15 protein-coding genes and 1 pseudogene are annotated in these 13868 nt (G+C 33.3%); 15 read left to right on the top strand and 1 reads right to left on the bottom strand.

Features of this window, described 5'->3' with window-relative positions; all coding sequences use genetic code 11:
• Positions 1-35: 35 nt before the first annotated feature.
• The 13 genes from LB454_RS01155 (at position 36) to LB454_RS01105 (ending at position 11295) form a co-directional block, all read left to right on the top strand.
• Positions 36-173: a hypothetical protein gene (locus tag LB454_RS01155; protein ID WP_224462472.1), complete on the top strand. Its 138-nt coding sequence runs from the start codon at positions 36-38 to the stop codon at positions 171-173.
• A 22-nt stretch (positions 174-195) separates the two neighbouring features.
• On the top strand, positions 196-351 hold the full coding sequence (locus tag LB454_RS14195; protein WP_407692583.1) for a DUF6965 family protein: 156 nt from the start codon (positions 196-198) through the stop codon (positions 349-351).
• 85 nt (positions 352-436) lie between these two features.
• Positions 437-1945, top strand: coding sequence for a class I SAM-dependent DNA methyltransferase (locus LB454_RS01150; RefSeq protein WP_224462471.1), 1509 nt, complete (start codon positions 437-439; stop codon positions 1943-1945).
• A gap of 29 nt (positions 1946-1974) precedes the next feature.
• Positions 1975-2385 carry a hypothetical protein gene (locus LB454_RS01145; RefSeq protein WP_224462470.1) on the top strand — a complete coding sequence of 137 codons (411 nt, stop codon included), beginning with the start codon at positions 1975-1977 and terminating at the stop codon, positions 2383-2385.
• A complete protein-coding gene (locus LB454_RS01140; protein WP_224462469.1) occupies positions 2385-3608 on the top strand; it encodes a DUF6575 domain-containing protein in 1224 nt (407 codons plus the stop codon). Before LB454_RS01145 ends, LB454_RS01140 begins: the two co-directional genes overlap by 1 nt.
• Before the next feature lie 3 nt (positions 3609-3611).
• Positions 3612-4871 (top strand): restriction endonuclease subunit S, encoded by a 1260-nt coding sequence (locus LB454_RS01135; RefSeq protein WP_224462468.1) that lies wholly within the window; start codon positions 3612-3614, stop codon positions 4869-4871.
• A gap of 4 nt (positions 4872-4875) precedes the next feature.
• Entirely contained in the window at positions 4876-8064 is a 3189-nt protein-coding gene (locus LB454_RS01130; RefSeq protein WP_224462467.1) for a type I restriction endonuclease subunit R, read from the top strand.
• Between the two features lie 14 nt (positions 8065-8078).
• Entirely contained in the window at positions 8079-8306 is a 228-nt protein-coding gene (locus LB454_RS14020) for a PDDEXK family nuclease (RefSeq protein WP_322962804.1), read from the top strand.
• Positions 8307-8342: 36 nt separating this feature from the next.
• The gene (locus LB454_RS01125) at positions 8343-8981 is read left to right on the top strand and encodes a DUF5655 domain-containing protein (protein ID WP_322962803.1); all 639 of its coding nucleotides are present in this window, start codon (positions 8343-8345) and stop codon (positions 8979-8981) included.
• 135 nt (positions 8982-9116) lie between these two features.
• Positions 9117-9512 carry a hypothetical protein gene (locus LB454_RS01120; RefSeq protein WP_224462466.1) on the top strand — a complete coding sequence of 132 codons (396 nt, stop codon included), beginning with the start codon at positions 9117-9119 and terminating at the stop codon, positions 9510-9512.
• Positions 9509-10036: a hypothetical protein gene (locus tag LB454_RS01115; RefSeq protein WP_224462465.1), complete on the top strand. Its 528-nt coding sequence runs from the start codon at positions 9509-9511 to the stop codon at positions 10034-10036. Before LB454_RS01120 ends, LB454_RS01115 begins: the two co-directional genes overlap by 4 nt.
• Positions 10036-10461 (top strand): protein-export chaperone SecB, encoded by a 426-nt coding sequence (locus LB454_RS01110; protein ID WP_224462464.1) that lies wholly within the window; start codon positions 10036-10038, stop codon positions 10459-10461. The genes LB454_RS01115 and LB454_RS01110 overlap by 1 nt, the downstream gene beginning before the upstream one ends.
• A gap of 294 nt (positions 10462-10755) precedes the next feature.
• Complete coding sequence (locus LB454_RS01105) at positions 10756-11295, top strand: hypothetical protein (RefSeq protein WP_224462463.1); 540 nt, start codon at positions 10756-10758, stop codon at positions 11293-11295.
• Positions 11296-11448: 153 nt separating this feature from the next.
• Here the strand turns inward: LB454_RS01105 and LB454_RS01100 are convergent, their stop codons facing one another.
• A complete protein-coding gene (locus LB454_RS01100) occupies positions 11449-11643 on the bottom strand; it encodes a hypothetical protein (RefSeq protein ID WP_224462462.1) in 195 nt (64 codons plus the stop codon).
• A gap of 900 nt (positions 11644-12543) precedes the next feature.
• On the opposite strand from LB454_RS01100, the gene LB454_RS01095 reads away from it, so the two are divergent.
• Together LB454_RS01095 and LB454_RS14190 are read left to right on the top strand one after the other, a co-directional pair.
• Complete coding sequence (locus tag LB454_RS01095) at positions 12544-12693, top strand: hypothetical protein (RefSeq protein WP_224462461.1); 150 nt, start codon at positions 12544-12546, stop codon at positions 12691-12693.
• 653 nt (positions 12694-13346) lie between these two features.
• Positions 13347-13547 (top strand): annotated as a pseudogene (locus LB454_RS14190) (T9SS type A sorting domain-containing protein); the annotation flags it as partial.
• Between the last annotated feature and the right edge of the window lie 321 nt (positions 13548-13868).

The raw sequence follows: 13868 nt of genomic DNA, 5'->3' as shown, positions 1-13868 counted from the left end.
AACAAGTACATCAAGAACAAAAATTTACTCAGATAGTGGATAACATTGAAGTGACAGAAAAAGAAATACCAACCAATCAAAATGATTTAAAAAATGAAAACAACCCTATTGAAGAAAAAACCGATGATTGGTCAGTAGAAATTAAAGAGTTAGGACTTCTTTTCAAAAACTGAATTTCCTAAAGGTAACCTAAAGATTAATAACTTTAGCACCATTTTAGATTGCTCGGAGTTTGTTGAAAGTCATTTGAATGTAGTTATGGCTAGCATGGTGAATAAAACGTTTAAACCATACCTTGATAGACTTATTGAATTAAAAAACCTCCATCTGCAAAATTACCCCGACAATTAAGGTCAGTTCAAAATTAAAGTGAAGTCTGCTTCCTTATTTCAGCAAAAGATTTATATTTTTATCAACTAAAGAATTTATAAAAAAAATGAACCAAGAACTCGAAAAAACCCTTTGGGCTACAGCTGATAAGTTGCGTAATAATATGGATGCAGCAGAATACAAGCATATTGTATTGGGCTTGATTTTCCTAAAATACATTTCTGACAGCTTTGAAGATTTATACAACAGGCTCAAAGAGGACAAACTTTCTGATGCAGAAGATAAAGACGAGTACTTGGCAGAAAATGTTTTTTATGTGCCACCTTCTGCAAGATGGAGCTACCTTCAACACCAAAGAGCAAAATTACCAAGCATAGGCAAAGACATTGATGATGCTATGGATGCCATCGAAAAAGACAACCCTACACTTAAAGGAGTTTTACCTAAAGATTATGCAAGACCAGCTTTAGATAAAAAACGTTTGGGCGAATTGGTAGACTTAATCGGCAATGTAGGTTTCAAACAAGAAGGACACAGCAGTAAAGATTTATTAGGTAGAGTTTATGAGTACTTTTTAGGAATGTTTGCTGATGCCGAAGGTAAAAGAGGCGGTCAGTTTTATACACCTGAAAGTATTGTAAAATTATTAGTAGAAATGCTTGAACCTTACAATGGGCGTATCTATGACGGTTGTTGTGGTAGTGGAGGTATGTTTGTGCAAAGTGAGAAGTTCTTGAAAGCTCACGGTGGTAGAATTGGCGATATTGCCGTTTACGGTCAAGAAAGCAACCCAACTACTTACAAATTGGCTAAAATGAATTTAGCCATTAGAGGAATTGATGCCAAAATTGAATTAGGCGACACGTTCCACAACGATAGACACAAAGACCTAAAAGCAGATTATATTATTGCTAATCCACCATTTAATATTTCCGATTGGGGTGGCGAGCAGTTGCAAGACAGCCATATGTGGAAGTATGGTGTACCACCAGTAGGAAATGCCAATTACGGTTGGTTGCAACTATTTATCAATAAACTAAGCACCACTGGAACAGCAGGTATTGTATTAGCCAATGGCTCAATGACCACCAATGCAGGTACAGAAAACGAAATAAGAAAACAACTCATTACAGAGGGTTTAATAGATTGTATGGTAGCCTTGCCAACACAACTATTCTACAATACCCAAATACCCGCTTGTTTGTGGTTCTTGGCTCGTAACCGAACCAATCACAAATTCCGCAATCGTTCTGGCGAAATTCTGTTTATAGATGCCCGAAAATTAGGCACTATGACCAGCCGAAAAAACAAAGCATTTGAAGATACAGACATTGCCCAAATATCAGAAGCCTACCACAATTGGCGTAACATAGACGGCAATTATGAAGATGTACAAGGTTTTTGCAAGTCTGCAAACCTTGCAGAAGTAGAAGCAAACAACTTTGTTCTAACACCGGGAAGATATGTTGGTACAGAAGAAGTAGAAGATGACGGCATACCCTATGAAGAAAAAGTAGCTACCATTTCTGAAAACCTAAAAGGGTATTTTGAAAAGTCTATTGAGTTGCAACAGCGTATTAAAACGAATTTAGTAAAAGTAGGTATTGAGATATAATGGCTAAAAAATTCAAATATCAAGAAGATATGGACAATATCAAAAATGAGCATAATTGCGATTGTCCTAATAAAGATTTAAAAGCAATAACTCCTTTTGATTCTTACAGATATGTATTTGAAAACATAAACCATAAGAGCAATTTTCTACCTCAGTTAAAAGACGACCCTGCAAGATTCATTGATGCTAATGGGAAGAAAAAATGTGATTACTTAAACCTATCTATGTATTCTAAAATTGAAGGAGCTAAAGAAAGGTATTATCAATTAGCTAATTCATTTCCAAATTTTAAAAAAACAGCAGGTACACATATTGCAAATGGCGTTCTTGAATCAACAGATGGTTTAATAACTGAAGAAGGTAATCTAACTCATTTTGGTTTATACGAATTTGAAAATATAGAGCTTCAAAATAAATTTAATGTTATAGAAATACTATAATGGAAACAGTAAAAGGCATATCAATAAAGTCCGATTGGCTAAATGATTTAGTCAAAGTAAGTGACCTCATATATTATGATGGCCCTTTACTTTCTCATTACCAAAGTTTATCAGGTGAAGATTATCTATTTTATTGGGTTGATACTGATGATACCTATAATAGATGGCTTATTATAAATATTAGCATTGTTAAACTCCAAGATTACCTCAATCGTAAAATTTCACTATTAAGCCTTATCACAGAATTAGATAATGGTTTAGTTTATAAGGTAGATATAGATAAAGATATTCAATATCATAATTTCGAGTTTTTATACATTTACGAATTACCCGAAACCTATCTGCCAACAAAGAATAGTTTGTACAGCTTTGAGCCACTTAAACAGCAAGTTGATTTAAGTAGTTATTCTAAAAAACACAATCAAGGTATTTTTCAAGCATATTTTGGAAACTCTGAAAAAGTGGGTTATGGTACAATTGATGCCGAATTATGGGCAAATTCATTAATTCAATTTGTAGCCATTAATAAAGGGCTTAAAAAGGACTACATCAATAAAACAAAGAGAAAAGCTAAAGAAGAAAATATCAAGATTGATACCGCCTTATTACAAGGAGCATCAACATTCCACTACATAGGTAATACAAGAAACTCTTTTGGTGCATTATTTAAACCAGTAGGTAATGAGATTATTTTCCCTGGCACTAAAACTACGGAAGATAAATTCGTAGAATATGTAATCGGTTTTTACGAATCTTCAAATAATATAGAGGATTTCAAGGAGTATATCTCAACCTTAGATAAAAAGGTAGTCAACAGCTATAAAAGCCTACTTAAAACAATCACAGGGGCAAAAACCAACTTCAAACTGAATTATGTAAATGCTATTTCAGAGCAGATTATTACCAGTGATATTGATTATAAAAAAGCTAAAGTCATTCTTAATAATTTAGAAACATTAGAGTTTTCAGATACAGTTGACACTAAAATTACAGGCCGTTTTACAGCCTTAAATTTAAAAACAGGGCATTATGAATTTGAAGATTTTGAAGACGAAACAAACAGATCAAAAGGGTATTTAGATAGCGTCCGTTTAGAAGTAGCATACAAGATTAAATGGGATAAAACCTATAATATAATTGTGAAGCGAAAAGAGGAACTTAAAACAGGTTCAAAAGACCCAAAAATAACAGATTTATTAATCTCATTTATTGAGCAAGATTAAGATATGACCAACTGGCAAGAATATAAATTAGGAGAGATTGGAGTGGTAATTACTGGTAATACACCCTCTAAAAAAAATCCAGAACAATGGGGTGATAATATACCTTTTGTAACACCTACTGATTTTGATGCATATAACAAGAATATTTGGGGTTCTATTAGATATTTATCGGAAGAAGGTATAAGTGCATTTCAAAAAAAAATATTACCAACTGATAGCGTAATTGTAACTTGTATAGGCTCTCAAATGGGTAAGGTTGCATTGAATAAAAAAGGATGCGTTACAAATCAACAAATTAATTCAATAATACCTCATAAAGAGTTCAATTCAGACTTTATTTACTACGTCATTTCTTCAATGCAAGATTACCTTAGAAATCTTGCAACAGGTGGCTCAACTATGCCAATAGTAAATAAATCCACTTTTGAAGATATAACAATTAAAGCACCTGATTACGAAACCCAAACCGCCATTGCAGAAATCCTTTCCTCACTTGACGACAAAATAGAACTCAACAACAACATAAACCAAGAGTTAGAAAACCTTGCCCAAACCCTCTTTAAGCAGTGGTTTATAGATTTTGAGTTTCCCAAAGAAAACGGAGAGCTTTACAAATCATCAGGTGGAGAAATGGTAGATAGTGAGTTAGGGGAAATTCCTAAGGGATGGAATGTTGGAAACTTAAATCAAATAGCCGAACTACTAAAAAAGAATAAAAAACCATTTGAAAACCCTGATACAATTTATCATCATTATAGCCTTCCAGAGTTTGATTCGGGTAAAATGCCGTCAATGGAATTAGGCGAAAAGATTCTCAGTTCAAAGTATCAAGTTTTGAAACACTCAATTCTTGTTTCTAAACTAAATCCGAGAATCCCGAGAATATGGACAATAATAAAACCAAATGATAATTCAATTTGCTCTACTGAATTTCAAGTTTTAAAACCACTTGAAGATGTATATTTCCCATTTGTAAATTGCTTATGTTCAAGTGATGGATATATCAATTCCATTCAATCAAAAGTCACAGGTACAAGTAGTAGTCATCAAAGAGTTAATCCAAAAGACATAATTAATTATGAAATGGTATTACCGCCATTATCAATTGTAAATCAATTTTACGATTCAGTTTATGACTCACTTAATTTAATTGATGATAATAGGAAAGAAAACCAAGAACTAACAAACCTTAGAGATACGCTATTGCCCAAGCTAATTTCGGGAGAGTTAGATGTAGCAGAAGTAATGGCAGAAAAAGTATAACCCTATGGCAGTAATATCAGAAGACCACATAGAGCAAATCATCATACAGGAGTTTATAGAATTAGGCTACCAGTACATCAATGGCACAGACATTTCGCCAGACGGCTCAATGCCTGAACGAGATTACAACGAAGTAGTACTCAAAAACCGCTTACAAGAAGCCATTGCCAAACTCAACCCTACTATTCCGTATGATGCCCAAGAAGAAGCCTTGCGTAAAGTGTTGCGTTCTGATAGTCCAGAATTATTTCAAAACAACTACCAATTCCATAAATACCTAACTGAAGGTGTAGATGTAGAGTACAGAAAAACAGACCGTATTGCGGGCGATAAAGTTTGGCTCATAGATTATCAAAACCCAAGCAATAATGAGTTTTTAGTCATCAATCAATTTACCGTAATAGAAGGCAATACAAATAAACGGCCAGATGTTATTCTGTTTCTAAACGGCTTGCCTTTGGTAGTGATTGAACTAAAAAATGCAGCAGACGAAAATGCAGATGTCAATGCAGCGTTCAACCAATTACAAACCTACAAGCACACCATACCAAGCCTATTTCAGTACAATGCTTTATTGATAGCTTCTGATGGTTGGGATGCTCTCTATGGTTCGCTAACTTCACCCAAACAGTTTTTTGTGCCTTGGAAATCCATTGATGGGCAATTAGTAGCAGACGATACCATTCCTCAAATGGAAGTAATGGCAAAAGGGATGCTTAATAAAGAAGTGCTGCCCGACCTGATTCGTCATTTTACCATATTCCACCAAAACAAAGAACAGATTACCAAAATAGTACCTCGTTATCATCAATACTTTGCAGTTAATAAAGCAGTAGAAGCAACACGAAAAGCAACAGCCGAAAACGGAGACCAAAGAGCAGGTGTTATCTGGCACACACAAGGAAGCGGTAAAAGCCTTTCTATGGCGTTTTACGCAGGTAAATTAGTGTTGGCACTCAATAACCCTACATTAGTCATATTAACCGATAGAAACGACCTTGACGACCAATTATTCGATACCTTTTCATTAAGTCAAGACATACTTAGGCAAACACCAGTACAAGCTGAAAATAGAGACGATTTAAAGAAGAAACTATCCGTAACATCAGGCGGTATTGTATTTACTACCATTCAAAAATTCCTTCCCGAAATAGAAGAAAAACTTGATTTAGGTAATGGTAAATTCAAAAACATCAAAGGTCAGTTTGAAGAATTATCAGTCCGCAGAAACATTGTAGTAATAGCAGACGAAGCACACAGAAGCCAATACGATTTTATGGATGGCTTCGCCAAGCATATGAGAGATGCTTTACCCAATGCTTCCTTTATTGGTTTCACAGGTACACCCATTGAAAACACAGATAAAAATACCCAAGCAGTCTTTGGTGATTATATAGATGTGTACGACATTCAGCAAGCAGTAGAAGATGGAGCAACGGTTCGTATTTTCTATGAAAACCGATTGGCTAAAATCACTTTAAAAGAAGAAGAAATTCCAAGAGTAGATGCAGAGTTTGAAGAGTTAACAGAAAGCGAAGAAGTTACAGACCAACAAAAACTAAAAGCAAAATGGGCAAGACTGGAAGCCATTGTAGGTAATCAACACCGTTTATCACTTATTGCAGCAGATATAGTAAACCATTTTGAACAGCGTAATGCCATATTAGACGGTAAAGCAATGATTGTGTGTATGAGCCGTAGAATAGTAGTAGATTTATATGCGGAAATTATAAAAGTAAGACCAGATTGGCACAGTGATGATGATGCAGAAGGCACTATAAAGGTAGTAATGACAGGTTCATCATCAGACCCTCTTAACTTTCAACAACACGTAAGAAATAAGGCAAAACGAAAAGCATTAGGCGATAGATTAAAAGACCCTAAAGACAGTCTTAAATTGGCTATTGTAAGAGATATGTGGCTTACAGGATTTGATGCCCCTAGTATGCACACCTTATACATTGATAAGCCAATGAAAGGTCATAACTTAATGCAAGCCATAGCAAGAGTTAACAGGGTATATAAAGACAAAGAAGGCGGTTTAGTAGTAGATTATATAGGTATTGCAACAGACCTTAAAAAAGCCCTTTCTGTTTACACAGAAAGCGGAGGACAAGGAAAACCAGCATTTGACCAGGATGAAGCAGCATCAGTAATGATGAGTAAGTATGAGATAGTGGCTCAAATGTTTGAAGAGCAACCAACAGACAAATCTCAACCTAAAGGTTTCGATTATAAAAGTTTCTTTGGGCTTACGCCAAAAGAAAAACTGTATTTTCCTATTCAGGCAGCCAATTACATTTTAGGATTAGAAGATGGCAAAGCAAGATATACCAATTCCGTAACGGCACTTTCAAAATCCTTTGCTATTTCAGTACCACATCCATACACAAGTGATATTAGAGATGAAGTAGGCTTGTTCCAAGCCATAAAAGCAAGAATTGTAAAAGTTACCCAGAGTAGCAAAACCAAGAGTGATGAAGAAATAGAAACAGGAATCAAGCAAATATTATCAGATGCAGTAGTCGCAGACGAAGTAGTAGATATTTTTGATGCAGCAGGAATCAAGAAACCAGATATTTCTATTCTTTCAGATGAGTTTTTGGCAGAAGTAAAAGGAATGCAACATAAAAACTTAGCTTTAGAATTGCTTAAAAAATTACTGAATGACGAAATAAAAACAAGGCAGAAAACCAATATAGTACAATCCAAAAAGTTTTCTGAAATGCTTGACCAAGCAGTTAAAAACTACCAAAACAACCTAATCACATCAGCTCAAATAATTGATGAAATGATTCGGTTGGCAAAAGAAATTAAAGAAGCAGACCGCAAAGGCGAAGATTTAGGACTTGATTTCAGAGAGTTTGCATTCTACTCAGCATTAGAAGTAAACGATAGTGCAGTAGCTGTTTTAGGAGATGAAATATTAAGGCATATAGCAAGAGAGTTAGTAGATACCATTCGTAAAAACAGCAGTATCGATTGGACAGTTAGAGAAAATGTACAAGCCAAAATGCGAATAGCAGTAAAAAAGATATTACGAAAACACGGCTACCCACCAGACTTAGAATTAAAAGCCACAGAAACGGTAATTGAGCAAGCCAAAATGATGGCAAGTGAGTTTTCAAAAACCAAAGAGTATAAAAACAAGCCTGATGATAATATGCCATTAGCAGCTGAACCAAAGGAATAGTAAGTTAATAACATATGATTATATACAACACCACAGGGAATAAATTAGTACAGGTTAAAGAGAAGCCCTTTAAACTTGAACGTGAAATACAATCAATTTTTGAAAGCAACCTTCAAAACATTATGGGTTTGTTGTTTGTCAAATCTGAATTTACCATCAAAAACAAGCGTATTGATACACTTGCTTATGATAAAGAAACCAATGCTTTTATTATTATTGAATACAAGAGAGATAAAAATTAAAGTGTGGTTGACCAGGGATTAACCTACTTAAATTTAATGCTCCAGAATAAGGCAGAGTTTATCTTGACATACAATGAAACCTTAAAAGATGTTTTACATAGTAAAGATGTGGATTGGTCTCAATCAAGGGTTGCTTTTGTTTCTCCAAGTTTCACCGACAACCAAATATCAGCAAGTGATTTCAAGGACTTTGGTATTGAGTTATGGGAGATTAAGCAATTTGAAAATAATACGATTAGTATAAATACAATTAAGAAAAGTAGTGGTGCTCCAAGTATCAAACCATTGTTGGAGAATAGCGATAGTCTAAAAGAAGTAAAAGAGAACATCAAAGTTTACACAGAAGAAGACCATTTCAGCAATGGCTCGGATTACATTATAGAGTTATATGAGAAGTTTAAATCTTCAATACTCAACCTTACTGATGGTATAGAAATACAACCGCAGAAATATTACATAGCTTTTAAAAAGGGTTCAAATATTTCTGATATTGAAATTCAAAAGAAGTCATTAAAAGTATTCATTAATGCCAAAATAGGAAGTCTTGATGACCCAAAAGGATTAGTAAAAGATGTTTCAAATATTGGGCATAGAGGTAATGGAGATTATCAAGTCCAAATAGAAAACGACAAGGATTTAGAGTATATAATGAGTTTAATAAAACAAGTTTTGTAATAATATGGTAAGGAAAAGCAGATATACACCTTTACAAAGAATAGAACGAAACCTTCTGGATGTTCGATTTTGCTTGTTTCTTTAATCAATTTATTGTAAATTTACAAACAAATTATTACCTTTGCACTCTTTTTTATGGGGCACTTAAAAAACAAATCAGAACTAAACTTAGGTGCGGCAGAGCTTTTGCACCAACAAAGCTACTATCCTTCTGTTGTTCATTGTGCGTATTACAGTTGCATTCAACTAATGAAACACACTTGGTTAAATTCAATGGGAAAATCGGAGCAGGATTTAAAAGTTATAAATAATAGTTCCAATCAAGGTTCTCACGAAGTGTTGATAAATCAGATAAAATCATTTGTTCAAAGTAAATCACAGAATGATAGAGAATTTTACAATGATATTTTACAGTTAAAAAGGTTGAGGGTTAATGCTGACTATGATGACATTTCAATTGATTATACAAAAAGTAATCAGTCGATTAGTTTATCTAAGTCATCACTAAGTATTTTAAAAAAATGTATATGAACAATTTAGAAGCAACAAATTTTATTAAAGAAGCATTAAAAAAGTTTATCGCATCTTTCCCAAAGACTCGTGTTAGATATGAGTTTGATATTGACGCTAATGTTCATTGTGTAGAAGTAGTACCAAATAGTATTTATCATTTAGACAACGATTATATTAATTGGGAAAACAATTTTACAAACAATTTCATACAGTTATTTCCATTCCAAAATATTTGCTTTTTTTCTGATGATGCAATAGTTGGTATTAACAACATTGAGTTTGAGCTTATAGGTAGTAAATATGTCGACTTAATTTCAACTAATGATTGTAAATCGTACATTAATCTTGAGCAAATACATATTTTTAATAGCTCTAATTATTTGAATCTTGAAAGCATCAGTTCTACTACTGGTGTTTTTAATAATGGTATTGCAAATCAAGTGAATCAGAGTAATATCATTATTGCCCAGGCAAATAGCTTAACATCAATAGAAAATCAAAATCAAGCATTGTTTTCTATCAATTATCCAATGGCAGCGTAATGGAAGCACAAGAGAATAATAACCAAATGGAATCAGGCTTTAGAATAGCCAACTTAATTTTGTTAGAAAGCACTTTTAAACGTGTTCCAAATGTAACGTTTAATAATGAAGGTGTAAAGCAAAATATTAATGTTGACGTCAATGTAAACGTTAAGGATAAAGTAGTTTTCGTTACTGAAAAAATAGACTATACACAATCATTTAATGATGTTGAAGAAGTTAGCTGCACAATTGTTATGGCTGGTGTTTTTGAGAAAGTAGGCGATACAAAATTAGAAGACTTAGAACAGTTCGGTCATATTAATGGTGCGGCAATTATTTTCCCATACATAAGGGAACATCTTTCAAACCTTTCATCTAAAGCAGGTTTAGGATTGATTATTTTACCGCCTGTAAATTTCACAAAAAGGAAAGATAAAGTATAAGTGGTGAAGTAAGACACGTCTTTAATATGATTACTAGCACATCAATTGCACAAAAAAAAGGCTTATGTACTGCAAACCGCGAAATTGTATAAGTATAAACGAAAAACATATTATAAAATAAAAGGTAGTGAATAATGACAATGCTTGGTTATTTCTATGGTGTTTCAGATATCTTTAAACAGTCATTGTTTTTTTCTATGCATCTTTTATAGAAATATTTTAGCAATATTTATAAAGTTATAAATTATAAACTAAAGTCATAAAGCTGATAATAATATTTTTAAGATTTGACGTATGTCAAGTAATAATAATAAGCCAACTAAAAGGATAGAATATCGAGGTAAAAATATAAGAGCCTCAAGGACTGGTGGTGTAGCTGCAAGAAAAAATATAGCGGGTGATGGTTATGGTGCAACCTTAAACACAAAGCACGGTTTAAGACTTCACAAACGAATTTCAAAGGGTACAAGATTAGGTTTTCAAAATGGTAATTTTCAGTTTTTAGGTAGGTTCTCAAATGGTCCTTTTAATTTTAACATATCTAAATCAGGCGTTAGCACTTCTGTAAAAAACAGTAGAGGTTCTTATAATTTATTCAAGCCAAATTATTCAAGTTTTAATATGGGAGGTATAAATATTAGAGGTAAAAATGCTGCTTTCCTTCAACTATTATTTTTTGCATGTACACTTTTTATAAATCTTATTAAGTTACTTTGGTGGTTATCTACCCATATAATATGGTTTATACTATTAATGATAAAATGGTTTATTGATTTTTCAATAGGTTTTTACAATGGTTTTAATACCAAAAAAATAGATACTACAATTAATTAGATTATTTTAAAATATATTTTTTATTAATACAACCCCCCAGCAAAATAAGTAAAGCCTACGTTTCACTACACCTTTACCCATTTTGCTTCCCCGCAGTAAAAGCTATACAATAATTTATACAAAATAGAAGCACACATCACATAGCATTTACTCTTAGCCTTTGCCCACACATCCGTTTCCATAGGATATGTATTCCAGTATTGAAGCATTCCAATATTCCGTTTTCATAAGAAGTGTACAGCAAAATACAGGCAACACTACATCCGTTTCCATAGGAATAGCTACAACAAAATAGAAGCATCCGTGGCAGGTAATAAGGTGTGCTTCCGTCATTCTGTTTTGTTCCATATAGCATAGCTGCAAGGGCATACGTATTTCATAGACAGTTTAGTAGTGCATAGGATAATGGCACACACAACAAGCAATTAGTTATATATCCCTTGCATCTACCACTCATACGCTTATTCCGCTTAAAGCTTCATTCACTATTCGTTTGCTATATTTCACACACGCCATTCCTACTGCACCCACAGCTACTCTTGCACCCAAGCCCAGCAAGGTTTTGCTATCGCAAGTATTTTTTTTGGGTGCAACCGCTGCTTATTAATGTGCGAGCCTGCTAGTCACAACGGGCGGATAGTATGGCACAGTAATTGGAACAGCCATGTTTTCATAAAGCTTATTTTTGCTCATAACTTCACAAAAAAAAGCATTATTCCAACCCCGCAAAAAGAGCTATTACTCCATTCCACTACAAACGCTTCACAATGCACTACATTACATTTCACCTTGGCTATCGCCAAACCTTCATTTCGTTACGTGCACGTTCAGCTTATTTCCGTTGCATTACATAATAGCCCTTTTTTTTCCCACAGGCCAATTACTGCGCCATACAGTGTTTACATCATAGTAATGGGGGGCTTATCAGCCCTTCCTCCCATTACACCCGTTGTTCCACTCGCAGCCGGCTCGCGCCTTTGGATTACCTGCCATATCATGCTTTTAGTTAAAAACACAGCAAGAAAAGCTATTTTACTAGCATATCAAATATTCATAAGCATTTTTACCCCAATTAAGGATGCATAATTTTATGCAATTTTGAAAAAGTTTATGAAATATTATATCACTTATGTTTTGTACTGTATATAGATTAGTATAAAATAAAAAATATAGAATCGTTACATAAAATTAAAAAGTGATGTATTTTTGAATATATGTAATAATTAGTAACAAGCTAAAAAAGAAAACATGACAAGACAAGAAGCAGAGCATGAACTTTATGAATTATGGCAAAACGGTGAAATTCCAAGTAATTTCACTGTAGACCATTCCGAATATGAAAGAGCCGTAGAACAGTTGATGGTATATGGAGAAATTCACTATCCTGATTTTTTCTAATTAATGGCTTCTCTATTTCAAATAATTCCTTAGGTAATAATTGTATTTATAAATTCTAAACTGGATTTATTCGGTCTAAATCAAACGAAAAATCTTTGATTTTTCTATTAATTGTGGTATCGAGTTTTTCTTAATTCTATATTATGCTTTACATGAACCGTATTTTATATTAGTTAGATTACAGAACTTTGTATGGTATTATTTATATACGCTTTATGCAGGAAGTATTATTCGAATCTGGCATATAAGTGAATCTATTTATGGAAGTTTTAGAGGTAAAATTGATTTAAACTATAAATATGAAACCTTTTTGTTAGTTTAATTATAGGATATCTACTTTTATTATAAATAAGTCAAAATTTTAAATAACTATTCAATCGTAAAAAGCCAGTTCGTATCACGATTCTATATGTAATGCTAGGTTTTGGGCAAAATTTTAAGGCTTAGTCATTTCTTTTACTCACAATATATATATTTATAGTATAAAATTTATAAATCAAAAATTGTTCGCTCGGGTTTGTGCTAAATTTATGGCTTTAGCTTTTTTGGCTCGCACTACTCATAGCCAAAACGTTGTCACAGAAGCACCCAACACTTGGGGTACGCTTTAAGTTAGTAATCATACATTACAGCAAGTAGTAGTATATCCTACCGTTATCAATGATTTTTTATACTTCTCACATATAGGAAGCATATCCTATACCTATCACATTTACAGCATACAAGGAAAGCTACTTCAACAAGGTACTTTAAACAACACCCCCATAGATGTGTCATTATACAAACCAAACATTTATCTCATTAAGCTTTCGTCATCATATAAAACAACTACACAAAAGTTTACAATAAAATAATATCCTATAAATTGTTTTATATCAAATGTTTAGTCAATAAAAATAATAAAAGATAGCAAAGCTATATGGCACGCTCCACCCACCGCCATAAGGCAGTAAAGTTCAAGCCCTACGGGTTTTAGCCAAAACTTTTTTTTAACAACTTTTTATTTTTAATACATATTTAAAACAAAAAAAACTTTTGCCTAAAAAACTTGACAGCCTTGCCTGTGCCATATTTTAAGAGGCTTTCTTTTTTTATTTTTTTTTCTTTGTCTTTAAAATATTAGGGGGCATTCAGGTCTTATCCAAAGTTCGGAAAACAAAAAACCCTACGTTTCA

The sequence above is a fragment of the Psychroflexus montanilacus genome, from assembly GCF_020164535.1.
Taxonomy (GTDB): domain Bacteria; phylum Bacteroidota; class Bacteroidia; order Flavobacteriales; family Flavobacteriaceae; genus Psychroflexus; species Psychroflexus montanilacus.
Note: the sequence above shows the minus strand (reverse complement) of the source record. Positions and strands in the feature narration are given on the sequence as shown.

Excerpts from the sequence above, each read along its gene's own strand:
- LB454_RS01095 (WP_224462461.1), top strand. The coding sequence starts at position 12,544 with ATGACAAGACAAGAAGCAGAGCATGAACTTTATGAATTATGGCAAAAC.
- LB454_RS01125 (WP_322962803.1), top strand. The coding sequence starts at position 8,343 with ATGCTCCAGAATAAGGCAGAGTTTATCTTGACATACAATGAAACCTTA.
- LB454_RS01120 (WP_224462466.1), top strand. The coding sequence starts at position 9,117 with ATGGGGCACTTAAAAAACAAATCAGAACTAAACTTAGGTGCGGCAGAG.
- LB454_RS01145 (WP_224462470.1), top strand. The coding sequence starts at position 1,975 with ATGGACAATATCAAAAATGAGCATAATTGCGATTGTCCTAATAAAGAT.
- LB454_RS01150 (WP_224462471.1), top strand. The coding sequence starts at position 437 with ATGAACCAAGAACTCGAAAAAACCCTTTGGGCTACAGCTGATAAGTTG.
- LB454_RS01130 (WP_224462467.1), top strand. The coding sequence starts at position 4,876 with ATGGCAGTAATATCAGAAGACCACATAGAGCAAATCATCATACAGGAG.
- LB454_RS14020 (WP_322962804.1), top strand. The coding sequence starts at position 8,079 with ATGATTATATACAACACCACAGGGAATAAATTAGTACAGGTTAAAGAG.
- LB454_RS01110 (WP_224462464.1), top strand. The coding sequence starts at position 10,036 with ATGGAAGCACAAGAGAATAATAACCAAATGGAATCAGGCTTTAGAATA.
- LB454_RS01105 (WP_224462463.1), top strand. The coding sequence starts at position 10,756 with ATGTCAAGTAATAATAATAAGCCAACTAAAAGGATAGAATATCGAGGT.
- LB454_RS01100 (WP_224462462.1), bottom strand. The coding sequence starts at position 11,643 with ATGGAACAAAACAGAATGACGGAAGCACACCTTATTACCTGCCACGGA.
- LB454_RS01135 (WP_224462468.1), top strand. The coding sequence starts at position 3,612 with ATGACCAACTGGCAAGAATATAAATTAGGAGAGATTGGAGTGGTAATT.
- LB454_RS01115 (WP_224462465.1), top strand. The coding sequence starts at position 9,509 with ATGAACAATTTAGAAGCAACAAATTTTATTAAAGAAGCATTAAAAAAG.
- LB454_RS01140 (WP_224462469.1), top strand. The coding sequence starts at position 2,385 with ATGGAAACAGTAAAAGGCATATCAATAAAGTCCGATTGGCTAAATGAT.